33 protein-coding genes are annotated in these 25012 nt (G+C 33.9%); 29 read left to right on the top strand and 4 right to left on the bottom strand.

What is annotated here, in order from left to right:
• Nucleotides 1-8: 8 nt before the first annotated feature.
• The 4 genes from AC3IF2_RS08990 to AC3IF2_RS08975 form a co-directional block, all read right to left on the bottom strand.
• Nucleotides 9-3146 carry a SusC/RagA family TonB-linked outer membrane protein gene (locus AC3IF2_RS08990; RefSeq protein WP_489166715.1) on the bottom strand — a complete coding sequence of 1046 codons (3138 nt, stop codon included), beginning with the start codon at nucleotides 3144-3146 and terminating at the stop codon, nucleotides 9-11.
• 338 nt (nucleotides 3147-3484) lie between these two features.
• Nucleotides 3485-4801 carry a SusD/RagB family nutrient-binding outer membrane lipoprotein gene (locus tag AC3IF2_RS08985; protein ID WP_489166714.1) on the bottom strand — a complete coding sequence of 439 codons (1317 nt, stop codon included), beginning with the start codon at nucleotides 4799-4801 and terminating at the stop codon, nucleotides 3485-3487.
• A gap of 13 nt (nucleotides 4802-4814) precedes the next feature.
• A complete protein-coding gene (locus tag AC3IF2_RS08980; protein ID WP_489166713.1) occupies nucleotides 4815-8117 on the bottom strand; it encodes a SusC/RagA family TonB-linked outer membrane protein in 3303 nt (1100 codons plus the stop codon).
• Between the two features lie 154 nt (nucleotides 8118-8271).
• Nucleotides 8272-9759: a BamA/TamA family outer membrane protein gene (locus tag AC3IF2_RS08975; protein WP_489166712.1), complete on the bottom strand. Its 1488-nt coding sequence runs from the start codon at nucleotides 9757-9759 to the stop codon at nucleotides 8272-8274.
• A 368-nt stretch (nucleotides 9760-10127) separates the two neighbouring features.
• Between AC3IF2_RS08975 and rpsL the strand changes: the two genes are divergently transcribed.
• The 29 genes from rpsL to rpsK all read left to right on the top strand — a co-directional run bounded on the left by rpsL (nucleotide 10128) and on the right by rpsK (nucleotide 24931).
• Nucleotides 10128-10502 (top strand): 30S ribosomal protein S12, encoded by a 375-nt coding sequence (gene rpsL, locus AC3IF2_RS08970; RefSeq protein WP_480199228.1) that lies wholly within the window; start codon nucleotides 10128-10130, stop codon nucleotides 10500-10502.
• Nucleotides 10503-10527: 25 nt separating this feature from the next.
• Nucleotides 10528-11004 carry a 30S ribosomal protein S7 gene (rpsG, locus tag AC3IF2_RS08965; RefSeq protein ID WP_489166711.1) on the top strand — a complete coding sequence of 159 codons (477 nt, stop codon included), beginning with the start codon at nucleotides 10528-10530 and terminating at the stop codon, nucleotides 11002-11004.
• 6 nt (nucleotides 11005-11010) lie between these two features.
• Nucleotides 11011-13128, top strand: coding sequence for an elongation factor G (gene fusA, locus AC3IF2_RS08960; protein WP_489166710.1), 2118 nt, complete (start codon nucleotides 11011-11013; stop codon nucleotides 13126-13128).
• 25 nt (nucleotides 13129-13153) lie between these two features.
• Nucleotides 13154-13459: a 30S ribosomal protein S10 gene (gene rpsJ / locus AC3IF2_RS08955; protein WP_117879398.1), complete on the top strand. Its 306-nt coding sequence runs from the start codon at nucleotides 13154-13156 to the stop codon at nucleotides 13457-13459.
• 178 nt (nucleotides 13460-13637) lie between these two features.
• Complete coding sequence (gene rplC, locus AC3IF2_RS08950; RefSeq protein ID WP_489166709.1) at nucleotides 13638-14255, top strand: 50S ribosomal protein L3; 618 nt, start codon at nucleotides 13638-13640, stop codon at nucleotides 14253-14255.
• Nucleotides 14255-14884: a 50S ribosomal protein L4 gene (gene rplD, locus AC3IF2_RS08945; protein ID WP_489166708.1), complete on the top strand. Its 630-nt coding sequence runs from the start codon at nucleotides 14255-14257 to the stop codon at nucleotides 14882-14884. The genes rplC and rplD overlap by 1 nt, the downstream gene beginning before the upstream one ends.
• 8 nt (nucleotides 14885-14892) lie before the next feature.
• Nucleotides 14893-15183, top strand: a complete 291-nt coding sequence (gene rplW, locus AC3IF2_RS08940) for a 50S ribosomal protein L23 (RefSeq protein ID WP_489166707.1) — start codon at nucleotides 14893-14895, stop codon at nucleotides 15181-15183.
• Nucleotides 15184-15194: 11 nt separating this feature from the next.
• Nucleotides 15195-16019 carry a 50S ribosomal protein L2 gene (rplB, locus tag AC3IF2_RS08935; RefSeq protein ID WP_489166706.1) on the top strand — a complete coding sequence of 275 codons (825 nt, stop codon included), beginning with the start codon at nucleotides 15195-15197 and terminating at the stop codon, nucleotides 16017-16019.
• 6 nt (nucleotides 16020-16025) lie between these two features.
• Nucleotides 16026-16304, top strand: coding sequence for a 30S ribosomal protein S19 (gene rpsS / locus AC3IF2_RS08930; RefSeq protein ID WP_480191042.1), 279 nt, complete (start codon nucleotides 16026-16028; stop codon nucleotides 16302-16304).
• A gap of 8 nt (nucleotides 16305-16312) precedes the next feature.
• Nucleotides 16313-16720 carry a 50S ribosomal protein L22 gene (rplV, locus tag AC3IF2_RS08925; RefSeq protein ID WP_489166705.1) on the top strand — a complete coding sequence of 136 codons (408 nt, stop codon included), beginning with the start codon at nucleotides 16313-16315 and terminating at the stop codon, nucleotides 16718-16720.
• 5 nt (nucleotides 16721-16725) lie between these two features.
• Nucleotides 16726-17448, top strand: a complete 723-nt coding sequence (rpsC, locus tag AC3IF2_RS08920) for a 30S ribosomal protein S3 (RefSeq protein ID WP_489166704.1) — start codon at nucleotides 16726-16728, stop codon at nucleotides 17446-17448.
• A gap of 20 nt (nucleotides 17449-17468) precedes the next feature.
• Nucleotides 17469-17900, top strand: a complete 432-nt coding sequence (gene rplP / locus AC3IF2_RS08915; RefSeq protein WP_489166703.1) for a 50S ribosomal protein L16 — start codon at nucleotides 17469-17471, stop codon at nucleotides 17898-17900.
• A gap of 8 nt (nucleotides 17901-17908) precedes the next feature.
• On the top strand, nucleotides 17909-18100 hold the full coding sequence (rpmC, locus tag AC3IF2_RS08910; RefSeq protein WP_480199239.1) for a 50S ribosomal protein L29: 192 nt from the start codon (nucleotides 17909-17911) through the stop codon (nucleotides 18098-18100).
• A gap of 18 nt (nucleotides 18101-18118) precedes the next feature.
• Nucleotides 18119-18376, top strand: coding sequence for a 30S ribosomal protein S17 (rpsQ, locus tag AC3IF2_RS08905; protein ID WP_489166702.1), 258 nt, complete (start codon nucleotides 18119-18121; stop codon nucleotides 18374-18376).
• A 2-nt stretch (nucleotides 18377-18378) separates the two neighbouring features.
• The gene (gene rplN, locus AC3IF2_RS08900) at nucleotides 18379-18747 is read left to right on the top strand and encodes a 50S ribosomal protein L14 (protein WP_480199241.1); all 369 of its coding nucleotides are present in this window, start codon (nucleotides 18379-18381) and stop codon (nucleotides 18745-18747) included.
• A 12-nt stretch (nucleotides 18748-18759) separates the two neighbouring features.
• Nucleotides 18760-19068 (top strand): 50S ribosomal protein L24, encoded by a 309-nt coding sequence (gene rplX / locus AC3IF2_RS08895; RefSeq protein WP_489166701.1) that lies wholly within the window; start codon nucleotides 18760-18762, stop codon nucleotides 19066-19068.
• A 2-nt stretch (nucleotides 19069-19070) separates the two neighbouring features.
• Nucleotides 19071-19622, top strand: coding sequence for a 50S ribosomal protein L5 (gene rplE, locus AC3IF2_RS08890; RefSeq protein ID WP_489166700.1), 552 nt, complete (start codon nucleotides 19071-19073; stop codon nucleotides 19620-19622).
• 3 nt (nucleotides 19623-19625) lie between these two features.
• Nucleotides 19626-19895, top strand: a complete 270-nt coding sequence (rpsN, locus tag AC3IF2_RS08885) for a 30S ribosomal protein S14 (RefSeq protein ID WP_224926463.1) — start codon at nucleotides 19626-19628, stop codon at nucleotides 19893-19895.
• 60 nt (nucleotides 19896-19955) lie between these two features.
• Nucleotides 19956-20354 carry a 30S ribosomal protein S8 gene (gene rpsH / locus AC3IF2_RS08880; RefSeq protein WP_489166699.1) on the top strand — a complete coding sequence of 133 codons (399 nt, stop codon included), beginning with the start codon at nucleotides 19956-19958 and terminating at the stop codon, nucleotides 20352-20354.
• Between the two features lie 12 nt (nucleotides 20355-20366).
• A complete protein-coding gene (gene rplF / locus AC3IF2_RS08875) occupies nucleotides 20367-20909 on the top strand; it encodes a 50S ribosomal protein L6 (RefSeq protein WP_489166698.1) in 543 nt (180 codons plus the stop codon).
• A 12-nt stretch (nucleotides 20910-20921) separates the two neighbouring features.
• The gene (gene rplR / locus AC3IF2_RS08870) at nucleotides 20922-21275 is read left to right on the top strand and encodes a 50S ribosomal protein L18 (RefSeq protein WP_489166697.1); all 354 of its coding nucleotides are present in this window, start codon (nucleotides 20922-20924) and stop codon (nucleotides 21273-21275) included.
• 9 nt (nucleotides 21276-21284) lie between these two features.
• Complete coding sequence (gene rpsE, locus AC3IF2_RS08865; protein WP_489166696.1) at nucleotides 21285-21809, top strand: 30S ribosomal protein S5; 525 nt, start codon at nucleotides 21285-21287, stop codon at nucleotides 21807-21809.
• 14 nt (nucleotides 21810-21823) lie between these two features.
• A complete protein-coding gene (gene rpmD, locus AC3IF2_RS08860) occupies nucleotides 21824-22003 on the top strand; it encodes a 50S ribosomal protein L30 (RefSeq protein ID WP_489166695.1) in 180 nt (59 codons plus the stop codon).
• Nucleotides 22004-22015: 12 nt separating this feature from the next.
• Entirely contained in the window at nucleotides 22016-22465 is a 450-nt protein-coding gene (gene rplO / locus AC3IF2_RS08855) for a 50S ribosomal protein L15 (protein ID WP_489166694.1), read from the top strand.
• 15 nt (nucleotides 22466-22480) lie between these two features.
• Entirely contained in the window at nucleotides 22481-23818 is a 1338-nt protein-coding gene (gene secY / locus AC3IF2_RS08850; protein ID WP_489166693.1) for a preprotein translocase subunit SecY, read from the top strand.
• Nucleotides 23819-23820: 2 nt separating this feature from the next.
• A complete protein-coding gene (gene infA / locus AC3IF2_RS08845; protein ID WP_480194015.1) occupies nucleotides 23821-24036 on the top strand; it encodes a translation initiation factor IF-1 in 216 nt (71 codons plus the stop codon).
• A gap of 4 nt (nucleotides 24037-24040) precedes the next feature.
• Nucleotides 24041-24157: a type B 50S ribosomal protein L36 gene (gene ykgO / locus AC3IF2_RS08840; RefSeq protein WP_073370549.1), complete on the top strand. Its 117-nt coding sequence runs from the start codon at nucleotides 24041-24043 to the stop codon at nucleotides 24155-24157.
• A gap of 2 nt (nucleotides 24158-24159) precedes the next feature.
• Nucleotides 24160-24534: a 30S ribosomal protein S13 gene (gene rpsM / locus AC3IF2_RS08835; protein WP_480199251.1), complete on the top strand. Its 375-nt coding sequence runs from the start codon at nucleotides 24160-24162 to the stop codon at nucleotides 24532-24534.
• 13 nt (nucleotides 24535-24547) lie between these two features.
• The gene (gene rpsK, locus AC3IF2_RS08830) at nucleotides 24548-24931 is read left to right on the top strand and encodes a 30S ribosomal protein S11 (protein ID WP_489166692.1); all 384 of its coding nucleotides are present in this window, start codon (nucleotides 24548-24550) and stop codon (nucleotides 24929-24931) included.
• The last annotated feature ends 81 nt before the right edge of the window (nucleotides 24932-25012 follow it).

The raw sequence follows: 25012 nt of genomic DNA, 5'->3' as shown, positions 1-25012 counted from the left end.
TTATATTTTTAGAATTGTACTTTTACTGCAAAGCCATAGCTTTTAGTACCTGGTGCACTAATTAGATCTACACCTTGAACGTTCCCCGCTCCAAGAGCATTAGTTTCAGGGTCAACACCTTTGTAGTTTGTATCTAACCATAAATTTCTACCAGAAACAGTAAAATCTAAACCAGTTAGTGGTGTTTTATCCAACCATTTTGAAGGAACAGAATATGATAAACTGATGTTTCTAAGTCTAATCCATGAAGCATCCTCAATATGGGCCTCATCAACGAATGCATTTTGATCATGGTAATAACCATTTGTTAACGGAGCTGCTACATTACTTTGCTGCCCAGTTGACTCAATTATACCATCGAATATAGCTGTAGCATTACCATTTGGTGTCGTTGCTGAGTAATAACGATCTTGAGTAGTTCTACTTAACCCAGAATATACCCAGAAAGCTTCCGAATCATTTAGAATTTCACCACCTTGTCTAAATTCTAACGTACCGCTTAATGTAAAACCTTTATAACTTAAATTATTGTTGATGTTCATAACCCAGTCTGGGTTTGGATCTCCTAATACTAGGTTTTCTGTAGCTACTTGAGGGTAACCATTATCATCTAATAACAACACTCCATTTTCATTACGTTTAAAACCTGAACCGACAAATGTACCATAAGGTAAGCCAGGTCTTGCTACAATATTTGCGGCATTCCAATATCCATAACCAATAATAATTTCATCTAAACCATCTGGAATAGAAATTACTTCACTCTCGTTTTTTGTAAAGTTGAATAATAAGTCCCAAGTAACATCTTCTGAGCCTCTTATAATATTATTAAAACCTAAAATAGCTTCTATACCTTTATTAACAACTTTACCAGCATTATCGAAGTAGGCACCGAAACCTGTTTCTGGTGCTAGAGGTACTGAGACTACCTGATCTTCAGTTGTTCTATTGTAATAGGTGAAATCTAAATTAATTAAATTATCAAGAAATTTTAATTCGGTACCTAATTCCCATGTTGAAGATATTTCTGGTTTTATATTTGGGTTACCTTGAGTAGCACTAACTGTAAATCTTGGCTGACCAAGCACGTTAGGATCTCTCTTTGCATAAACATCAGAAGTAGCATATAAACCTTGAGAATCATTACCCAATTCAGCCCAAGAACCTTTAATTTTAGCAAAAGATAACCAACTATCTTGATCTTCAATTAGATTAGACAATACTATTGCACCACTAACCGATGGATAAAAGAAAGAATTAGCACCTTTTGGCAAGGTAGATGACCAGTCATTTCTTCCAGTCACAGATAGGAAATAAGTGTCTTTATAATCTAAACTTAGTTCACCAAATACACCAATGGTTCTTTTTCTATTAGTAAGATTATTTGAAGTTACAGTAACCGCATTAGATATATCAGTAAAACCTCCTACCGAGAGACCGTCACCTTGTACATAGAGTCTATCATATAAAGTCTCATAAATATTGTTTCCAACTAAATAAGATAATCCAAGATCATCTGTTAAATTAAGGTTTCCTGTTAATAGTATATCAGAATTAAAATCTTTACTATTTATTCTTATTTCATATAAATCACCTAAGTTGTTAGTTGTATTTACTGACGTAATAGGTCTTACTAAGTTTTTGTCATCACTATAAGTATCCATTCCAACTCGATAAGAAAGTTTTATCCAATCAGCAAACGCGTATGAGAAATTTAAACTTCCGATGAACCTGTTTACTTCACCATCTTCTACTTCTTCATTTACAGTCCAGTTTGGTTCTGCGACCGCAGTACTAAACCAAGTTCTATTACCTTGTGGGTCAGCCCAAGCTCTAGTATCTACATCCCACATGTGGTGGTAATAACCTAAACCTTGAAAGCCAGTATCTGCTCCTTGTAAAGCAGCTGTACGAGAATTTGCATAGGTTGCATAACCTCCAATTTTAAATTTGTCTGTTACGTTATATTCTCCTTTAATAGTCGCATTAACTCTTTCATATTCACTATTAGGAACTATACCTTCTTGATCTTGTCTACCTAAAGAAGCATAAAAATTTCCTTTTTCATCTCCTCCAGAAACCGAGATAGATGTCTGAAGTGTATTCCCATCATTCCAAAATCTTTTATAGTTATCGAAGAATTGTGGAATAGGTTGCCCAGAAACATCTTCAGCAACTCCATCACCAGCTAAATCTACTGTAGTGCCAGCTGGAAAAGTTGGATTGTTTGAATATGCTGGTCCCCAACTCCAGTGTGTCACATTAGAATAAGCACCATTTCTTCCTCGAGCATATTGATGTGTAAACTCTGGAAATTTATTAACTTCCTCAAAAGAATAACTTGAGTTTATTGTAACATTTAATCCGTTACCAGCTCTACCTTTTTTCGTTGTAATAATAATAGCTCCATTTACAGCTCTATTACCATAAAGTGCAGTAGCAGCACCTCCTTTAAGAACCGTTACAGATGCAATATCATTAGGGTCGATATCTGCAGCTCTATTTGTACCGACAGTTTTACCATAATCTCTAAAATCTGTACCGTCTAAAATTCCAGAACTTGAACCATTATCAGTATTATTGTTAATTGGTAAACCATCAACAACAAAAAGTGGTTGATTGTTTCCTGAAATACTTGATGATCCTCTAATTACAATATTTGCTGAGGCACCAGGAGCACCATTTGAACTAGTAATGTTTACACCAGCAACCTTACCATTTAATGCATTTACAATATTACTTTGTCCTGCTTTCACCAATTCATCAGATTTAAGTGATTGTGCAGAATAACCCAAGGTTTTTTCATCTTTAGATATACCTAAAGCTGTCACAACTACTTCTTCTAAAAGATTATCAGCAACTAACACAAGGCTAACTGTATTTGAAGCACCCACAGTAATTTCTTGGGACTTCATTCCAACAAAACTAAATACAAGTATATCACCTACTTTAGCTTGAATTGAATAATTTCCATCAAAATCTGTTTGAGTACCTGTTGTAGTTCCTTTGATAACTACACTAACTCCAGGCAAAGGGCTTGAATCCTCATCAGTCACAGTACCCGAAACAGTTTTTTCTTGTGCAAATGATATTTGCACAATAAGCACTAGTAACAGTGCCAAAATTCCATTAAACTTTGTTTTCATTATATAATTATTTGAATTGATTGTTGCCAAAAGTCCAAATATTTAATCTAGATGCAAAAAATATAAAAGTTAAATAAGGTTAAATAATGTTAACGAGAGGAAAAGAATTGTTAACGAAATATAAAGAAATGTTAAAAACAAAAAAAAAAGTTAAAGAAAAGATACTAAATGTTAAAAAAGAATAGGTAGGGCCAAATATTTGGATTCAAAAAACTCTATTGGTTTTAAATTGAAAGATTCTTCTAAATTGTGTTAAAAGTTGTCAAACTGTATGATGTTACACAAAAAAAAGAGTGCTCTTTAGAGCACTCTTTTTTTTTGAAAATATTCTAAAAATATTAATTATCCCAATCTACTCTTTGGAAAATTAAATCTGAATCTCTAGCTGGAGCATTTTCATTAAATAAATACTCATTTTCTGGATAGAACCATCTTCTAGCAATAACAGTAGAAGTAGCTTCTGGCACAGCTGTTAAACTTGGTATACCTGTTCTTCTCCAGTCTACATTAGCTTCTGGCTGTACAAACATACCAATATACTTCTGAGTCATAATATGATTCATTGTAAGACTGCCAGCACCAGGATTTACTGCTCCTTGCGCTACGTATGCATTGTACTCAGCATCTCCAAGACCTAATTCTACAAATGAAGCTCTAATACCATTAAGGTAAGCCGTATTTTTTTCAGCAGCATCAGTAGAAGTTTCTGCAATTATAAATTGCATTTCTCTATAAGAGATTAAATCTACTTGTTGATCAGCTGTAAGATATGGATGATCTCCATCAAATGTTGGGTTCATCATTGCTAACCTAGCATTATCGTTTAAACCAGACATGATACCTCCCATAGTTGGATGGAATTCAAGGTCACCTTGTCTTACATCATTAAAACCAAACCAAGGAGCATCATTACCAGCTCCAGGATATTTATACCCTAGATTTTCAGATCTACTAGTAAAAGATTGCTTAGCTTCAGCCAATGCATTAGCATTATCATCTAATCGTAGATAATATCTAGCTAGCAAACCATGAGCAGCTAATTTCCAGTTATCTATATCACCTCCATAGAGTACATCATCTGAACCAGGTGAGATTGGACCTGGAGCTTGATCAAATAAATTTAATGCATCAGTTAATAATGTTCTAATGGCTGGCATAAGAACAGTAGCTTGATCATCATATGCTGGATTGTTATTTGCATCACCTAAACCAGCTTCTGTATAAGGAACATCTCCCCAAACATCTGTAGTCATCATCAGAGCAAAAGCTTCTAAGGATTTTGCAATACCTAAATAATGATTAAGGCCTTGATCTATAGCTTTTTGATTAACTACTCTAAGTTCAACAAATACATTTTCATACATCTGTTGCCAAGATTGATTAAATCTAACCGGCTGTGCATCATACCTATTAAATGACTCCCATTGTCTTTCAACACCTTCAACTTGTTGAATCCACATGTTACCAAAGTTTGACCATAGTCCACCATAAGAATCAACAATAGTTAATTCTATAGCAGGTAATGCTGCAGAGATTGGTACATCAAAAGGAGCATTAGGATCCGAATTGTCATTGCTAAAAAAGTCTTCACAAGACACAAATGACAATGTGATTATAAATATAATCAGTACGTTTGTTAATTTTTTAAATTTCATCTTAATTCTTTAATTAAAAGTTAAACCCTACCTTGAACATATACGACTTTGTACCTGGGTTGTTGAAATAATCAAAACCTTGACCATTACCATTACCAGTTAAACTCGTTTCTGGGTCAACACCATTATAAGCTGCGTCTAACCATAAATTTCTACCTGTAAAAGTTATGTTAGCACTTTCGATTAGCATACTCTTAAACCATTCTTTTGGTAAGCTATAAGAAAGAGATAATTCTCTTAATCTTAACCAACTTCCATCATCTACAAATTGCTCACCAACAGATCCGAAACCACCAACATTTGATGTCCAGTAAGATCTATCTCTTACAATAGGAATATTGTTAGGAGTAAAACCACCATTACCGTCAGGTAATACACCATCTAATACAAATGGAGTTTCCTCTCTTGTATCTGCAGTTAACTGAGATCTACCAAAGAAAGACAAGGCCCAAGCTGTACCATTCCAGATATCACCACCTTTTTTCCAGTCGAATAAAAAGTTAAGTGTAAGGTTCTTATATGTAAATGAGTTATTCCAACCTAAGATAAAATCAGGATTTGGATCACCAATTACACGCTGTGTATTATCAATAGCTTGATAACCTGTAGCCGGGTCAATAACTATTGCACCACCTGGAATAGATAAACTAGTATCTGAAGCAGTACCAGCTTGTTCTCTCAAGTAAGCTCCACCTACAATTGCACCATACGGTAATCCTTCAACTAAGTATGTACCAGCTGTTTGGAAACCTGCTAAAAATAATCTTTCAATACCAGGTGCCAATTGCTTTACAACAGTTTCACTAGAACTCCAGTTCAATGAAGTATTCCAGGTAAAATTATCATTTGTAACTGGGATACCACTCAATGTAACTTCCCAACCTTCACTTTCCATAATACCAGCATTTACCCATTTAGATGTAAATCCTGAAGATGGTGCTAATGAAGCATTTAAGATAGCATCTTCGATGTCACTTTCAAAATAGGCTGCATCTAGTGTAATTCTATTACCAAAGAATTTTAAATCGACACCATATTCTTTAGTTGTAGTAATTTCTGGTACTAGACCTGGGTTTCCAGCTAAATTATCTTGTTCAAATGCAGTCACATTATTAATAGGGAATGAAATACCATTACCCCATCCACCAGCAATAACACCAATTTCATAACTAGTAGAAGTAGAATATGCTACTGGAGGTGGCGCACCTACTTGTGCCCAAGAAGCTCTTATTTTACCAAAAGATAAAACACTATTTTTAGGTAACACTTCTGTGAAAATCCAAGAACCAGAAATAGAAGGATAGAAGAAATCGATATCACTTGCATTAAATTCTTTAGCAGGATCACGTAATCTTGAATCATAATCTTGTCTTGCTGAGAAATTAAGATATAACTGATTTTTCCAACCTACTTGTGCATTCATAAAGATACCCATAGAACGGTATCTATTTACATCTTCAAAACTCGTTACAGTAGTAGTATTACTAATATCCATAAACCCTGGGAATAATAAACCGATACCTACTGCATTTTGTCTATCTCTTACAAAGCTAAACCAGTTAGCACCTAGAAGGTAGTTAAATGAAAAATCATCTGTAATGTCACCATCTCCTGTTACAAATAGGTTTACATCTGATTGTCTAGTTAAATAATCATCTAGAATGATTCTACCTGTTGGGTTCGTTCTTGACCCAACTTCAAATGATTGTTTTCTTTGATCTGAAGTAACATCAACCCCAACATTTAAACCAAAATTAACCCAGTTGTTAACTGAATAATTTGTTTTAAAGTTACCAAAAACCCTGTGTACTTCTTCATCTCCAGGGGCATTGTTAATAACCCAATATGGGTTGTCATATCCACCACCACCACGGTAATTTCTTTGACTACGATCAGCAAATTCATAAGCTGCACGATTATCTATTGCAGCATCTGTACCTAAACCATTTGAGTTGTCAAATGAAGCAGGTGTTCTATATAACCCTAATAATAAACCTGATGTATTAGAACCTTGTTGGATTCTATTATAATCAGATCTAGTGTAGTTTACTGCCGCTTCAAAAGATAATTTGTCATTAGCCTTTAAAGTAGAACTTAAATTAAATGTTCTTCGATCATATGTTTCATTAGGTACAACACCTTCTTGTTTTATATCTGAAGCAGAAAATCTGTATGTAAGTTTTTCAGCACTACCAGAAATATTAATATTGTGTGTATATGCTACTCCTGTTTGGAAGAAATCATCGCTATTTCTTCTATTATAATCTTGGGCAGGAATTCCATTACCTAAACCAGCAGGTACTAAAAATCCATTGTTATCCCAACGATAATTCCCATCAGCATCAAATGCTCTACCAGCATTTCCATTTGCAGCATCATATGCATTCATATCGTTGCTATATTCTAAATCAGATAATCTAGGGCCCCAAGAACCAGATTCTCCTGTTTCAGGACCTCTCCATGTTGGAACACCTCCAATAACTCTACCTTGAGCATACGTGTTTTGTAATTGGGTTAATTGTTGTACATCATCAAAAGCTACTTGCGAACTTATACCAACCTGAAATTTCTGACCTTGAGATCCTTTTTTGGTAGTAATAAGGATCACACCACCAGAACCTGCAGTACCATAAATAGCTGTTGCAGCTGCTCCTTTTAAAACACTGATGTTCTCAATGTCTTCAGAGTTTAAATCCATTAGTCTGTTAGATTGAGCGGTACCTGCAGTATTTGCTTGAGCATTCAATGTTTCGTTATTTGAACGCACACCGTCAATAATAATAAGTGCTTGGTTATTACCAACCATAGAAGTTGCACCTCTAATTAAAATTCTAGAGCCGCCACCTGCTGAACCAGACGATCTTGTAATTTGAACACCAGATGATTTACCAGATAAAGCGTCTAGTACATTAGATGCTCCCGAGTTAGTAATGGCTTTACCATCTACCTCTTGAACGGAATATCCAACAGAACGTTTTTCTTTTTTAATACCATAAGCTGTCACAACAACTTCTTCTAAAACGTTGTCTGCTACTAATACCACATTTATTGTATTAGAGTCACCAACAATTTTCTCTTGGGCTGTCATACCAACAAAACTAAATACTAATACATCACCCGACTTTGCATTGATAGAATATTTTCCATCAAAATCAGTTTCAGTACCTGTAGTTGTTCCTTTAATAACAACACTTACCCCAGGTAAAGGGCCTGAATCGTCAGTAACAGTACCAGTAATAGTCTTTTCTTGCGCAAAAGAAAATTGCACAACAAACGCCAGTAATAGCGTCAAAATTCCACTAAACTTTGTTTTCATTGTATAATTATTTGAATTAATTGAAGCCAAAAGTCTTAATAAATAGTTAAAAAACCAACTTTTATGTTAAAAAATATAAAAATAAGTTAACTAAATGTTAAAGACTCTACGCTTAGAGTCTAGATTCAAATAAAAAACAAAGGTTGCGTTTATGTTAAAAGAAACTAATAATTTTTAAATGAAATCTTGAATTATTAAAGTCAAAAGGCTGCTTTTCAAATTTACCGATCGCATAACTTACATTGAGTAAACCAAAATTAGTTCTGAAAGCATAGCCTAAACCTAAACTAAAAATTTGTTGGGAAATATCTGCAAGTTGATTTTTAATAAAACCTAAATCTGTTATAGAATACAAATAAGAAGAGTTATTTGGCGAGTATCTATATTCCAAATTTAAAAAACTATAGAGTGATACAAAAATACTTTCCTCATTAAATCCTCGTATACTATTTACTCCGCCAATTCTAAATAACTCATTTGTAATGTAGTCGTCAGAATTTAAAAGAGCAGTTTCATTTTTAATATATAAATGATTTCTAAAATTAAAACTCCATAAATAATTAACTAAAAAATTAATTTGTGCCTGCTTAGTTTTTATTCCTTGAGACTTTCTGTTACCTAAGGTTAGTTTTGTATTTACATTTAGTTTTGTAGGAAATAAAACATGATCATTTAAGATTTGATAATTGTAAACTACTCCGTAAAGAATAGAGTTAAAATCAACAATATCATTTGTTGCTATGTCTAATAAATTATTTGAACCTCTAGAGTCTAAAACTAAACTCACTTTATTCCTATAATTAATTAAATAACCTAATTCTAGGTTTAAATTTGTGTTTATAAATGTAGAGTCCTGTTTGTAAATATTCAATCCAAGTTTTGGAGTAAGTGAAGAATTAAAAATGTAAGGTAATTCAAAACCTAAATTAAATAATTGTTTTTGATCACCATTATTTTTCCAATTCAATTTTATATGTTCACCTCCATTTAGAACATTGTTTAACTCTAAATCTAAATAACCATTAAATTCTAAGCCTTTATTATTTTTATCTGATGTAAAACCAATCAATCCATCAAATCGATTTGCTTTTTCTTTTTTGAGATAAAGATATAGATAAGTTGAATCTTTTGTGAAAAGTACTTCAGGTGATTTTGTTTCTGAAGCAAAAGGTAAGAGCTTTATTTGCTGTGAAATATTTTCAATCTTTTGTGTATTAAATACTGAGTTTGAATTTAAGTCAAAAAAATGTTCCAAAAATGATTTAGGAAAATTTTCATATCCTTTAATCACAACTTTATCAATTGTTCTTTCCTCAGAAATATTAATGTATAGCTTAGCATTTATATAATCTTCGTTGAAAGAAATATCTTTTAGTTGAATTTCAGTAAAGGGTTTTCCTTGTTTTTCAAAAAGACCAACTAATTGATTTAAAGCAGATGAGATATTTTCTAAATTGATTTCAAAATAGTCATTAGTAATATTTTTCGTAAAACGAAATAAATCCTTTTTAGTTAAAAAGTTATTGTCATAAAATATTTTGATTCGCTTAGTGGATTTCCCTAAAAAAAAATAAGCGGTATAAATTGAATCTCTATTAATTAATGAATCTACCCGATTATTCAAATATCCAAGCCTTTCCAATTTTAATTGTAAAGAGTCAATTTCAGAAAAGAGGTTTTTAACCGTTTGGTGTTTTTTCTGGAATTTTAAATGTTTAATGATTGTGCTATTTAAACTATCCTTTGTAGAAATTTTTAATGTGAAATTTTGAGAATTAAGCTGTTGAAAATTCCACAGAAAAAAAAGTATATATATATATGGTGTAAATAAATATTTCAAAACAGGGTAAAAATAGCCGAAAAACTCCTTAAAAAAAGTAATAGTTGAGCTATTTTTTAAATGTAAATAAAATTTAATCTATAGGTGTTTGAATAACGAGAAATAATTTATACATTTGCACCCTCTAAAAATAGAGATTTTTTAAAAACAAAAGATAATAATTAATTAGTATGCCAACTATATCACAGTTAGTACGTAAGGGAAGAACCCAAATAACTAAGAAGAACAAATCGGCTGCTTTAAATTCGTGCCCTCAAAGAAGAGGTGTTTGTACACGTGTTTACACTACTACTCCAAAGAAACCAAATTCTGCTATGCGTAAAGTAGCAAGGGTAAGGTTAACTAACGGAAATGAGGTAAATGCTTACATACCAGGAGAAGGTCACAATTTACAAGAGCACTCGATAGTATTAGTTAGAGGTGGAAGAGTAAAAGATTTACCTGGTGTAAAATATCACATTGTTCGTGGTGCTTTAGATACAGCAGGTGTTGAGGGTAGAACTCAGCGTCGTTCTAAATACGGTGCTAAACGCCCAAAGAAATAATTAAATCACTTTAATGTAAAGAGACATGAGAAAAAGAGTCGCGAAAAAAAGAATTCTTTTACCAGATCCAAAATTTAATGATCAATTAGTAACTCGTTTTGTGAATAACTTAATGAAGGATGGTAAAAAGTCTACTGCTTTTAAAGTGTTTTATGATGCTTTAGAAATTGTAGAAGAAAGAAAACAAGACGAAGAAAAAACTGCCCTAGAAATATGGAAAGATGCTTTATCTAACGTTATGCCACACGTAGAAGTACGTAGTCGTAGAGTTGGTGGAGCTACATTTCAAATCCCAATGCAAATTAGACCAGATCGTAAAGTGTCTATGGCAATTAAATGGATGATTTTATTTGCTAGAAAGCGTAACGAAAAATCTATGGCTCAGCGTTTAGCTGGCGAGGTATTAGCTGCTGCAAAAGAAGAAGGAGCTGCTGTTAAGAAAAGAACAGATGTTCACAAAATGGCTGAAGCTAACAAAGCATTCTCACACTTTAGATTTTAATTAGAAATGGCAAGAGATTTAAAATATACAAGAAATATAGGTATTGCTGCGCATATTGATGCTGGTAAAACTACAACTACAGAGCGTATACTTTATTATACAGGTGTTTCTCATAAAATTGGTGAAGTGCATGATGGTGCTGCAACAATGGACTGGATGGAGCAAGAGCAAGAAAGAGGGATTACAATTACTTCTGCTGCAACTACTTGTACTTGGCAGTTTCCAACTGAGCAAGGTAAACCAACTGCTGATGCTAAAGGATACCATTTTAATATAATTGATACTCCAGGTCACGTTGATTTTACTGTTGAGGTGAATCGCTCTTTGCGTGTACTAGACGGATTAGTATTTTTATTTAGTGCTGTTGATGGTGTTGAGCCTCAGTCAGAAACTAACTGGAGACTAGCTGATAATTACAAAGTTCCAAGAATGGGCTTTGTAAATAAAATGGATCGTCAAGGTTCTAACTTTTTGGCAGTATGTCAGCAAGTTAAAGATATGTTAGGTTCAAATGCTGTACCTATTGTATTAAATATTGGTGATGAAGATAATTTTAAAGGAGTTGTTGACTTAGTTAAGAATCGCGCTATTGTATGGCACGACGAAACTCAAGGAGCAACTTTCGATGTTATTGATATTCCTGAAGATTTAAAAGAAGAGGCTCATGAATTAAGAGGTAAACTTATTGAAGAAGTTGCTGCTTATGATGAGGATTTGCTTGAAAAATATATGGAGGATGAAGATTCAATTACTGAGGATGAAATTCATGCTGCGCTTCGTGCTGCTGTAATGGATATGTCTATTATCCCAATGGTATGTGGATCTGCTTTTAAAAATAAAGGTGTACAATTCTTATTAGATGCTGTATGTCGTTATTTACCTTCTCCTTTAGATAAAGAAGCGATTATTGGTACTGATCCAGATACTGGTAATGAGATTGCGCGTAAGCCAGATGTAAAAGAACCGTTTGCAGCTTTAGCGTTCAAAATTGCTACTGATCCTTTCGTGGGTCGTTTAGCATTCTTTAGAGCATATTCTGGTCGTCTAGATGCTGGTTCTTATGTTCTAAATAATCGTTCTGGTAAGAAAGAAAGAATTTCTCGTATCTATCAAATGCACTCTAATAAGCAAAACGCTATCGATTATATCGAAGCTGGTGATATAGGAGCTGCTGTTGGATTTAAAGATATAAAAACTGGCGATACTTTATCTGCTGAAAAATCTCCGATTGTATTAGAATCAATGGATTTTCCAGACCCGGTAATTGGTATAGCTGTTGAGCCAAAAACAAAGGCTGATGTAGATAAATTGGGTATGGCTTTAGGTAAATTAGCTGAAGAAGATCCAACATTTACAGTAAAAACTGATGAAGCATCAGGTCAGACTATTATTTCTGGTATGGGTGAGCTTCACTTAGATATTATTGTTGACCGTTTAAGACGCGAGTTTAAAGTTGAAGTTAATCAAGGTCAACCACAAGTTGAATACAAAGAAGCAATTACACAAGCTGCAGATCATAGAGAAACTTATAAGAAGCAATCTGGTGGTCGTGGTAAATTTGCTGATATCGTATTTACGATGGAGCCTGCAGAAGAAGGTAAATCTGGTTTAGAGTTTATTAACATGATTAAAGGTGGTAATATTCCTAAAGAATATATTCCTTCAGTAGAGAAAGGTTTCAAAATGGCTATGGTAAATGGTCCTTTAGCAGGATTTGAAATGGATAGTATGAAAGTTACGCTGAAAGATGGATCTTTCCACGCTGTCGATTCAGATTCATTATCGTTTGAATTAGCTGCTAAGTTAGGATACAAAGCTGCTGCTAAAGCTGCGCGTGCTGTATTGATGGAGCCAATCATGAAGTTAGAGGTATTAACGCCAGAAGAAAATATGGGTGATATCGTTGGTGACTTAAACAGACGTAGAGGTCAGGTTAACGATATGTCAGATAGAGCTGGTTCTAAAGTTGTTAGAGCAGAAGTGCCATTATCAGAAATGTTCGGTTATGTTACATCATTAAGAACTTTATCATCTGGTAGAGCAACTTCTACTATGGAATTCTCTCACTATGCTGAGACTCCAAATAATATAGCAGAGGAAGTAATTAAAAACGTTCAAGGATAATTTATCTACAAAATAGTTTTAAGCGATGAGTCAAAAAATTAGAATAAAATTAAAGTCTTACGATCATAACTTAGTAGATAAATCTGCTGAAAAGATTGTAAAAACAGTAAAAAGCACTGGTGCTGTTATTAATGGGCCGATTCCATTACCAACACACAAAAAGATATTTACAGTACTACGTTCTCCACACGTAAACAAAAAATCTAGAGAGCAATTTCAATTAAGTTCTTATAAAAGATTATTAGATATCTATTCTTCATCATCAAAAACAATTGATGCTTTAATGAAGTTAGAGTTACCAAGTGGTGTAGAAGTAGAGATCAAGGTGTGATAAACATTTTCTGAAACCTAACGAGTTTCAGATTGACATGTCCCGAGCGGTAGTCGAGGGAAAAACGGTTAGAAAACTTAAATTCAGGGATGAATTCGTTTTCTTCCCTGAATTTTTTTGAATAAATAATTAAGTATAACAATAGATTCGAATTATTTCGGATCAAAAATTAAATCAAATGTCTGGGTTAATAGGAAAAAAGATTGGCATGACTAGCATTTTCGATGAAAGCGGAAAGAACATTCCGTGTACAGTAATCGAAGCTGGACCATGTGTAGTTACCCAAGTCAGAACCAACGAAGTTGATGGCTATGAAGCAATTCAGCTAGGTTTCGATGACAAAAAGGCAAAAAGCTCTAATAAAGCTTTAGATGGTCACTTTAAAAAAGCTGGTACATCTGCCAAGAAAAGAGTCGCGGAATTTCAAGGTTTTGAGAAGGAGTACAAGTTAGGTGATTCAATAACAGTTGAACACTTCGAAGAAGGCGAATTTGTTGATGTATCTGGTACATCAAAAGGTAAAGGTTTCCAAGGCGTTGTAAAACGTCATGGGTTTGCTGGTGTTGGTCAAGCAACGCACGGTCAACATAACCGTTTAAGAGCTCCTGGTTCTATTGGTGCTGCATCGTATCCTGCAAGAGTATTTAAAGGAATGCGTATGGCAGGTAGAATGGGTGGCGAGAAAGTGAAAGTTCAAAATTTAAGAGTTTTAAAAGTGGTTCCAGAAAAGAATCTTTTAGTAGTAAAAGGTGCTGTTCCTGGTCATAAAAATTCTTATGTAATCATTCAGAAATAATGAAAGTAGCAGTAGTAGATATCAACGGAAAAAGTACTGGAAGAAAAGTTGAGCTTTCAGATGCTATTTTTGCTATAGAGCCAAATAAACATGCTGTTTATTTAGATGTGAAACAATACTTGGCTAATCAACGTCAAGGTACACATAAAGCAAAAGAAAGAGCAGATATTACAGGTAGTACTCGTAAGATCAAAAAACAGAAAGGAACTGGTACAGCCCGTGCGGGTAGTATTAAGTCTCCTATTTTTAGAGGAGGTGGTCGTGTTTTTGGTCCTAGACCAAGAAATTATGGTTTTAAATTAAACAAAAATTTAAAGCGTTTAGCACGTCAATCAGCATTGTCTATCAAAGCAAAAGAAGAGAATATTGTAATAGTTGAAGACTTTACTTTTGATGCTCCGAAGACTAAAAATTTCACTAACATTTTGAAAGCTTTAGAGTTAGAAAACAAAAAGTCTTTGTTTGTGTTGGATGGGTCAAATAAAAACGTATATTTGTCATCGCGCAATTTAAAAAGAACAAACGTTATAACTGCTTCAAAATTAAACACTTATAATGTTTTAAATGCAAATAAAATTGTATTGTCTGAAGCTTGTGTAGAAGAAATTGAATCTAATTTTAGCAAATAATAGAAGCGATGAGTATTTTAATTAAACCTATTATTACAGAAAAAGCAACTGATCATAGCGAGTTATTTAACCGTTACGGATTTGTGGTTGATATGAGAGCTAACAAGATTGAAATTAAAGAAGCTATTGAGCAAGCTTATGGAGTTTCTGTTAACAAAGTAAGAACTATGAACTATCCTGTTCAACGTACAACTAAGTACACTAAAAAAGGATTAGTATCTGGTATGAAAGGAGCTTATAAAAAAGCAATTGTTGAGTTAGCAGAAGGAGATAACATTGATTTTTATAGCAATATCTAAGATAAATAGAGATGGCATTAAGAAAATTAAAACCAATTACACCAGGTCAACGTTTTAGAGTCGTTAACGACTTTGACGTTGTTACTACTTCTACTCCGGAGAAAAGTTTACTTGCTCCAAAGAAGAGATCTGGCGGACGAAATAGTGAAGGTAAAATGACAATGCGCTACTTAGGTGGTGGTCATAAAAAGAGATACCGTATTGTTGATTTTAAAAGAAACAAAGACGGTGTTCCTGCAACTGTAAAAACTATTGAATACGATCCAAACAGAACTGCATTTATTGCTTTATTAAATTATGCAGATGGTGAAAAAAGATATGTAATCGCTCAAAGCGGATTAAAAGTAGGGCAAACTATTGTTTCTGGTGAGAAAGCAGCTCCAGAAGTAGGTAATGCAATGCCTTTAAGTGAGATTCCTTTAGGTACAGTAATTTCTTGTATAGAATTACGCCCAGGTCAAGGTGCTGTTATGGCACGTTCAGCTGGTTCCTTTGCACAGTTAATGGCAAGAGAAGGTAAGTATGCAACAGTTAAATTACCTTCTGGTGAAACAAGAATGATTTTAGTTACTTGTAAAGCTACTATTGGTGCGGTTTCTAATTCTGACCATCAATTATTAGTATCTGGTAAAGCAGGTAGAAATAGATGGTTAGGTAGAAGACCTCGTACGAATCCTGTGAGAATGAATCCTGTAGATCATCCAATGGGTGGTGGTGAAGGTAGAGCTTCAGGTGGTCACCCACGTTCTAGAAATGGTATTCCTGCAAAAGGATATAAAACTCGTTCTAAAACGAAGGCAAGTAATAAATATATTATAGAACGTAGAAAAAAATAAGAAACTATGGCACGTTCATTAAAAAAAGGACCTTATGTTTTCCATAAATTGGAAAAGAAAGTACAAGCAAATGTTGAGTCTGGTAAAAAATCAGTAATCAAAACTTGGTCTAGAGCCTCTATGATTACTCCTGATTTTGTAGGACAAACTATTGGTGTGCATAACGGTCGTCAATTTGTACCTGTATATGTTACAGAAAACATGGTAGGTCATAAGTTAGGAGAATTTTCACCAACGCGTTCTTTTAGAGGGCATGCAGGTGCTAAAAATAAAGGTAAAAAATAGTAGGAATCATGGGAGTTCGTAAAAGATTAAAAGCCGAGCAACGTAAAGAAGAGCGCAAGAATCAATTCTTGGCAAAGCTTAATGGTTGCCCTACATCACCAAGAAAAATGCGTTTAGTTGCAGATCAAATTAGAGGTGTTGAAATAGAAAAAGCATTAGCTATTTTAAAATTCAGCCCAAAAGAAGCAGCACGTAATTTAGAGAAATTAACATTATCAGCTATTAATAATTGGCAACAAAAAAACGAAGATGCAGATATAGAAGGTGCAGGTTTGTTTGTTAAAGAAATTTATGTTGATAGTGCTTCAATGTTAAAAAGATTAAGACCAGCACCTCAAGGTAGAGCGCACAGAATTAGAAAGCGTTCTAATCACGTAACTATGGTATTGGGAACTAAAACTCAAAGCAATTCGTAATTAGTATGGGACAAAAAACTAATCCAATAGGGAATCGTTTAGGAATTATCAGAGGATGGGAATCTAACTGGTATGGTGGAAAGAACTATGGCGATAAAATTGCTGAAGATGACAAAATAAGAAAGTACGTACGTGCTAGATTACAAAAAGCAAGTGTTTCTAGAGTAATTATTGAGCGCACTTTAAAACTTATAACCGTTACTATCACTACTGCTAGACCTGGTATTATTATCGGTAAAGGTGGTCAAGAGGTAGATAAGTTAAAAGAAGAGCTTAAAAAGATTACTAGTAAAGAAGTACAGATCAATATTTTTGAAATTAAGCGCCCAGAACTTGATGCTTATTTAGTAGCATCTAGTATTGCTCGTCAAATTGAGAATAGAATCTCTTATAGACGTGCTATAAAAATGGCTATTGCTGCCTCAATGCGTATGAACGCAGAAGGTATTAAAGTTCAGATTTCTGGTCGTTTAAATGGAGCTGAGATGGCTCGTTCAGAATCTTATAAAGAAGGTAGAATTCCTCTATCTACTTTTAGAGCAGATATTGATTATGCACTTGTAGAATCTCATACTACTTATGGCCGTATCGGTGTAAAAGTATGGATTATGAAAGGTGAGGTTTATGGTAAAAGAGAATTGTCTCCGTTAGTTGGTTTATCTAAGAAACAAGGTGGTAAATCATCAGGCAATAAAGGTGGCGGAAGAAGACCTCAAAGAAGAAAATAAATTTTTTAAAAATTTAGAAGATGTTACAACCAAAGAGAGTAAAATATCGTAAGGTTCAGAAGGCAAAAGGGAACATGAAGGGTAATTCTCAAAGAGGACACAGACTTTCTAACGGAATGTTTGGTATCAAAGCTCTAGAGCAAAACCTATTAACTTCTCGCCAAATTGAAGCCGCTCGTATTGCTGCAACTCGTTATATGAAAAGACAAGGTTCGTTATGGATTAAAATTTTTCCAGACAAGCCTATTACCAAAAAACCATTAGAAGTACGTATGGGTAAAGGTAAAGGTGCTCCAGAATATTTCGTAGCTGTAGTAAAACCTGGAAGAATAATGTTTGAAATTGGTGGTGTACCAATGGATGTTGCAAAAGAAGCATTACGCTTAGCAGCCCAAAAACTACCAGTAAAAACAAAGTTTATAGTAGCAAGAGATTACGATAACGCTAATTAATTAAGAAGATGAAACAATCAGAAATTAAAGAATTATCTGTAGCTGAGTTAGAAGAGAAGTTAGGTGCGTTAAAGAAAAATTATACAGATCTTAAAATGGCTCACGCTATTTCGCCATTGGAAACTCCAATGCAATTAAGAGAGCTAAGAAGAACTGTTGCAAGAGTTGCTACAGAATTAACTAAAAGAGAATTACAATAATTCTATTCTATTTACAAGATGGAAAAAAGAAATCTTAGAAAAGAACGTGTAGGTGTTGTTAAAAGTAACAAAATGGATAAGTCTATTATTGTTGCAGATGTAACAAGAGTAAAACACCCTATGTATGGAAAGTTCGTGTTAAAAACAAAGAAATATGTTGCACACGATGAGAAAAATGACTGCAACATTGGTGATACGGTTAAAATAATGGAGACTCGTCCGTTAAGTAAAACCAAACGTTGGAGGTTAGTAGAAATCTTAGAAAGAGCTAAATAATTATGTTACAACAAGAATCAAGATTAAAAGTTGCAGATAACACAGGAGCTAAAGAAGTTCTTGTTATCCGTGTGCTTGGCGGAACTAAAAAACGCTATGCTTCTATTGGTGATAAAATTGTGGTTACTGTAAAGGACGCAACACCAAACGGAACTGTGAAGAAAGGACAAGTATCTAGAGCTGTTGTAGTACGTACTAAAAAAGAAGTACGTCGTAAAGATGGTTCTTATATAAGATTTGACGATAATGCTTGTGTATTATTAAATCCTACTGAAGAAATGCGCGGTACTCGTGTATTTGGTCCTGTAGCTAGAGAACTTCGTGAAAAACAATTCATGAAAATTGTATCATTAGCACCAGAAGTGCTTTAATTTATTTTGAAGATGACAAAGCTAAAGATTAAAACAGGAGATACAGTAAAAGTTATTACTGGAGATAATAAAGGACAAGAAGGAAAGATTGTTAAAGTTCTTAGAGATTCGAACAAAGCAATTGTAGAAGGTGTAAACATGGTGTCAAAGCACACTAAACCTAGCGCTCAGAATCCTCAAGGTGGTATTTCAAAATTTGAAGCTCCTATCCATATTTCTAACTTAATGTTAGTTGAAGGAGGAGAAACTACTAGAGTAGGATATAGAACAGAAGATGGTAAGAAAGTTAGGTTTTCTAAAAAAACTGATAAAGTAATTTAGTTATGGCATACGTACCAAGACTTAAAGAAGATTACAATAGCAGAGTAAAAGCTGCATTAACCGAAGAGTTCGGTTATAAAAATGTAATGCAGGTTCCTAAATTACAGAAGATTGTAATTAGTAAAGGAGTTGGAGCTGCAGTAGCAGACAAGAAATTAATTGACTATGCAGTAGACGAGTTAACAAAAATTTCTGGTCAAAAAGCAATAGCAACAATGTCTAAAAAAGACGTAGCATCATTTAAATTACGTAAGGGTATGCCTATTGGCGCAAAAGTAACTTTACGTGGTAATAAAATGTATGAGTTCTTAGATAGATTAGTAACAGCTTCATTACCTCGTGTAAGAGATTTTAGAGGTGTAAAACCAAATGGTTTTGACGGAAGAGGAAATTATAACTTAGGTGTTACTGAGCAAATTATTTTCCCAGAGATCGATATCGACAAAGTAAACAAAATTAATGGTATGGATATCACATTTGTTACTTCTGCTGATACTGATAAAGAGGCAAAATCATTATTAAACGAATTAGGTTTACCATTTAAAAAGAATTAAGAGATGGCTAAAGAATCAATGAAAGCCCGTGAGGTTAAAAGAGCAAAAACAGTAGCTAAATATGCTGAGAAACGTAAGGCTTTAAAAGAAGCTGGTGATTATGAAGCATTACAAAAGTTACCTAAAAACGCTTCTCCAATTCGTATGCACAATCGTTGCAAATTAACAGGGAGACCTAAAGGGTATATGCGCCAGTTTGGTATTTCGCGTGTAACATTCCGTGAAATGGCTAACCAAGGTTTAATACCAGGTGTTAAAAAAGCTAGTTGGTAAAATTATTAATTGGTTAAAGGTTTAGTTAGTGCTAAAAACCATAACCGCAAATTATTATATATGTATACAGATCCTATAGCAGATTATCTAACGAGGATTAGAAATGCTGCAAGCGCAGGACATAGAGTGGTAGAAATACCAGCTTCTAACTTAAAGAAAGAGATGACTAAGATCTTATTCGATCAAGGGTATATCTTAAGCTATAAGTTCGAAGAGAACAAAGTTCAAGACTCTATTAAAATTGCTTTGAAATACGATAAAGTAACAAAGCAACCTATTATGAGAAAAATAGAACGTATTAGTAAACCTGGTTTACGTAAGTACGTAAGTTCTTCAGACATGCCAAGAGTATTAAATGGTCTTGGTATTGCTATTGTTTCTACATCTAAAGGTGTAATGACTAACAAAAAAGCACGTCAGGAAAACGTTGGTGGTGAAGTTTTATGTTACGTTTATTAAAAAAGTAGAAAGATGTCAAGAATAGGAAAAGCTCCAATTTCAATTCCAGAAGGTGTAACTATCGATTTTAAAGATGGTGTATTAACTGTAAAGGGAAAATTAGGAGAATTATCTCAAGAGATAAAAGATATTAACGTAAAGACTGAAGATGGTACTCTAACTGTAGAACGCCCATCAGAAAGTAAAGATCATAAAGCAAAGCACGGTTTATACAGAGCTTTGATCAATAATATGATTGAAGGTGTTTCTAAAGGTTGGACAAAAGAACTTGAATTAGTTGGTGTAGGTTACAGAGCTAATAATCAAGGTCAGAAGTTAGACTTAGCTTTAGGTTTCTCTCACAATATTGTGTTAGACTTAGCTCCTGAAGTAAAAGTAGAAACAGTTTCAGAAAAAGGTAAAAATCCTATAGTAAAATTGACTTCTTACGATAAGCAATTGGTAGGACAAGTAGCGGCTAAGATCCGTTCATTCCGTAAGCCAGAGCCTTATAAAGGAAAAGGAATCAAATTTGTAGGAGAAGAAATTAGAAGAAAAGCAGGTAAATCTGCATAATAAATAGATATTATGGCATTATCAAAGCTTGAAAGAAGACAACGTATAAAACACAGAATTAGAAAGATTGTATCTGGTACAGAAGCTAGACCAAGATTATCTGTGTTTAGAAGTAATAAAGGAATCGATGCTCAATTAATCGATGATGTAAATGGCAAAACATTAATTGCTGTTTCTTCTAGAGAAAAAGGAATCGATGCCAAAGGAACGAAAATAGAAGTTGCTGCAAATGTTGGTAAAGCATTGGCTGAAAAAGCATCTAAAGCTGGTATAGAATCTGTTGCTTTCGATAGAAACGGATACTTATATCACGGTAGAGTAAAAGCTTTAGCTGACGGAGCAAGAGAAGCAGGTTTAAAATTTTAATCAAAGATTATGTATCAAAAATACGGAAACGTTGAAAGAGTAAAACCAAGCGGTTTAGAATTAAAAGACCATTTGGTAGGCGTACAAAGAGTTACTAAAGTAACAAAAGGTGGTAGAGCATTTGGTTTTTCAGCTATTGTTGTTGTAGGTAACGAAAATGGCGTAGTAGGTCATGGTCTTGGTAAATCTAAAGATGTTGCTTCTGCTATTGCAAAAGCTATCGAAGACGCAAAGAAGAATTTGATAAGAATACCAATCATAAACCAAACATTACCACACGAGCAAAAAGGTAAGTATGGTGGAGCAAAAGTGTTTTTAAAACCTGCTTCACATGGTACCGGAGTTATTGCTGGTGGTGCTGTACGTGCGGTATTAGAATCTGTTGGTGTACACGATGTATTATCAAAATCTCAAGGTTCATCAAATCCTCATAATGTGGTAAAAGCAACATTTGATGCTTTATTACAATTGCGTGATGCAAATACAATTGCACAACAAAGGGGAATTTCTTTACAAAAAGTATTTAACGGCTAAAAAGAGGAATTACGATGAAAAAAATAAGAGTAACACAAACACGTAGCAAAATTAATCGTCCTCAAGATCAAAAGAGAACATTAGCAGCTCTAGGTTTACGCAAGTTAAATCAAACAGTAGAGCATGATGCTACACCTACTATTGTAGGAATGGTAAATAAAGTTAAACACTTAGTTTCTGTAGAAGAAGCTTAATAATATAAAGTTATGGAATTAAATAACTTAAAACCTGCTGCAGGTTCAACAAAAGCTGGAAAGCGAATTGGTAGAGGTCAAGGTTCTGGTAAAGGTGGTACTGCCGCTAGAGGTCATAAAGGTGCTAAATCTCGTTCAGGTTATTCTAAGAAGATCGGTTTCGAAGGTGGTCAAATGCCTTTGCAACGCCGTGTGCCTAAATTTGGTTTTACGAATATTAATCGAAAAGAATATCTAGGTATTAATTTAGATAAACTGCAAGAAATGGTAGACAATGGTAGAATTAAAGATACTGTTACTATGGATGTTCTTGTAGAGAATAGACTAGCTCGTAAAAATGATTTGGTTAAGATTTTAGGTAGAGGAGAGCTTAAAGCAAAATTAAACATTACAGTACATAAATTTACCGCTACGGCTAAAGCTGCTATAGAAAAAGCTGGTGGTGAAGCTGTTGCCCTTTAATACTTTAAAAAGTAAATGAAAAAATTTATAAGTACCATACAAGATATTTGGAAGATTGAAGAGCTTAGAAATAAGATCATTCTTACCTTAGGATTAATGGTAGTGTATCGTTTAGCTGCACAAGTTCCATTACCTGGTATAGATCCTACTCAGCTTTCTGGTCTACAAAATACTACTCAAGACAACAATATTTTAGGATTGTTAAATGCTTTTACAGGAGGTGCGTTCGCACAAGCTTCTGTTATGGCACTTGGTATTATGCCTTATATCTCGGCTTCTATTGTAGTTCAGTTAATGGGAATAGCAGTTCCTTATTTACAAAAACTACAAAAAGAAGGAGCTAGTGGTCAAAAGAAGATTACTCAAATTACACGTTGGTTAACTGTTGGGATCTTAATTATTCAGGCACCTACTTATATAGTAAGTTTACCATCATTAGGTATTCCACCAAGTGCATTTTTATTAGGTAATGGACCAATGTTTTGGTTCTCATCTATCCTTTTATTAACTGCTGGTACAATTTTTGCCATGTGGTTAGGTGAAAAAATTACTGATAAAGGTATTGGTAATGGTATTTCACTATTAATTATGATAGGTATTATTGCAACTTTTCCATCTACTTTTATGCAAGAGTTTACTTCTAGAGTGACTCAAGGTAATGGAGGTGTGTTAATGGTATTTATAGAAGTAATTGTATGGTTGGTAGTAATTTTAGCATGTGTGTTATTAGTAACAGCTGTTCGTAGAATAGCAGTTCAATATGCTAGAAGAACAGTAGCTGGGAATGTACAGAATGTTGCTGGCGCGAGACAATATATTCCTTTAAAGGTAAATTCATCTGGTGTAATGCCAATCATTTTTGCGCAAGCATTAATGTTTGTACCTAGTTTATTAGCTAATGCAGAAAATGAAACGTTAAAGGCAATTGGTACTGAGTTCGTAGATATGTTCGGATTATGGTATAATGTATTATTTGCAGTTCTAATAATCATTTTTAGTTATTTCTACACAGCAATTACAATACCTACCAATAAAATGGCTGACGATTTAAAACGTAGTGGTGGATTCTTACCGGGTATTCGTCCAGGTAAAGAAACTGCAGACTATTTAGATACAATTTTATCACGTATAACATTACCCGGATCTTTATTCTTAGCATTCTTAGCTATTTTACCAGCTATCATTGTTAAGGCAGGTGTACAGCCAGGATGGGCTATGTTTTATGGCGGAACGTCTTTGTTGATTATGGTTGGAGTTGCAATCGATACCATCCAACAAATAAATTCATATTTATTAAATCGTCATTACGATGGTTTAATGAAAACCGGAACAAAAAGAAAATCAGTAGCGTAATTATGGCAAAGCAACAAGCGATAGAACAAGACGGAACCATTAGTGAAGCATTATCGAATGCTATGTTTCGTGTAGAACTAGAAAATGGTCATATTGTTACTGCACATATCTCTGGTAAAATGCGTATGCATTATATTAAACTATTACCAGGTGATAAAGTAAAATTAGAAATGAGCCCATACGATTTAACAAAGGCTCGCATAACTTATAGATACTAAAGCGATGAAAGTTAGAGCATCAGTAAAAAAGAGAAGTGCCGAGTGCAAAATTGTACGTAGAAAAGGCAGATTATATGTAATCAACAAAAAGAATCCTAGATTTAAACAAAGACAAGGATAATTATGGCAAGAATAGCAGGAATTGACATACCAAAACAAAAGAGAGGAGTTATATCATTAACTTACATTTACGGAATTGGTAGAAGCAGAGCAAAAGAGATTTTAGAATCTGCTAAAGTTGATGAGAGTACTAAAGTTCAAGATTGGTCTGATGATGAAATCGGAAGAATCCGTGAGCAAGTAGGTTCTTATACTATCGAAGGTGAACTTCGTTCAGAGACTCAATTAAACATCAAGCGTTTAATGGATATCGGTTGTTATAGAGGAATCCGTCATAGAGTTGGTCTTCCTTTAAGAGGACAACGTACTAAGAATAACTCTAGAACAAGAAAAGGTAAGAGAAAAACTGTTGCTAATAAGAAAAAAGCAACTAAATAATAGTTAACGAATTATGGCAAAGTCAAGTTCAAAAAAGCGTAAAGTAGTAATTGATGCAATTGGTGAAGCACATATAACAGCTTCATTTAACAACATCATTATTTCTTTAACAAACAAAAAAGGAGACGTAATTTCTTGGTCATCTGCAGGTAAACAAGGTTTTAGAGGTTCTAAAAAGAACACACCTTATGCTGCTCAAATGGCTGCTGAAGATTGTGCTACTGTAGCACACGAAGCAGGTTTGCGTAAAGTAAAAGTTTATGTAAAAGGACCAGGTAACGGTAGAGAGTCTGCAATTAGAACTATCCACAATGCTGGTATAGAGGTAACAGAAATTATTGATGTTACACCAATGCCACATAATGGGTGTCGTCCTCCTAAAAGAAGAAGAGTATAATTAATTAATTTTTAAGAGAGGAATTTAGATTATCGAAGGATTAAGCCTTAATTCATAATCCCTTTCAGTTAAATAAATAGA

Source organism: Maritimimonas rapanae (assembly GCF_057837205.1).
This window is presented reverse-complemented; position numbering and strand designations above follow the sequence as displayed.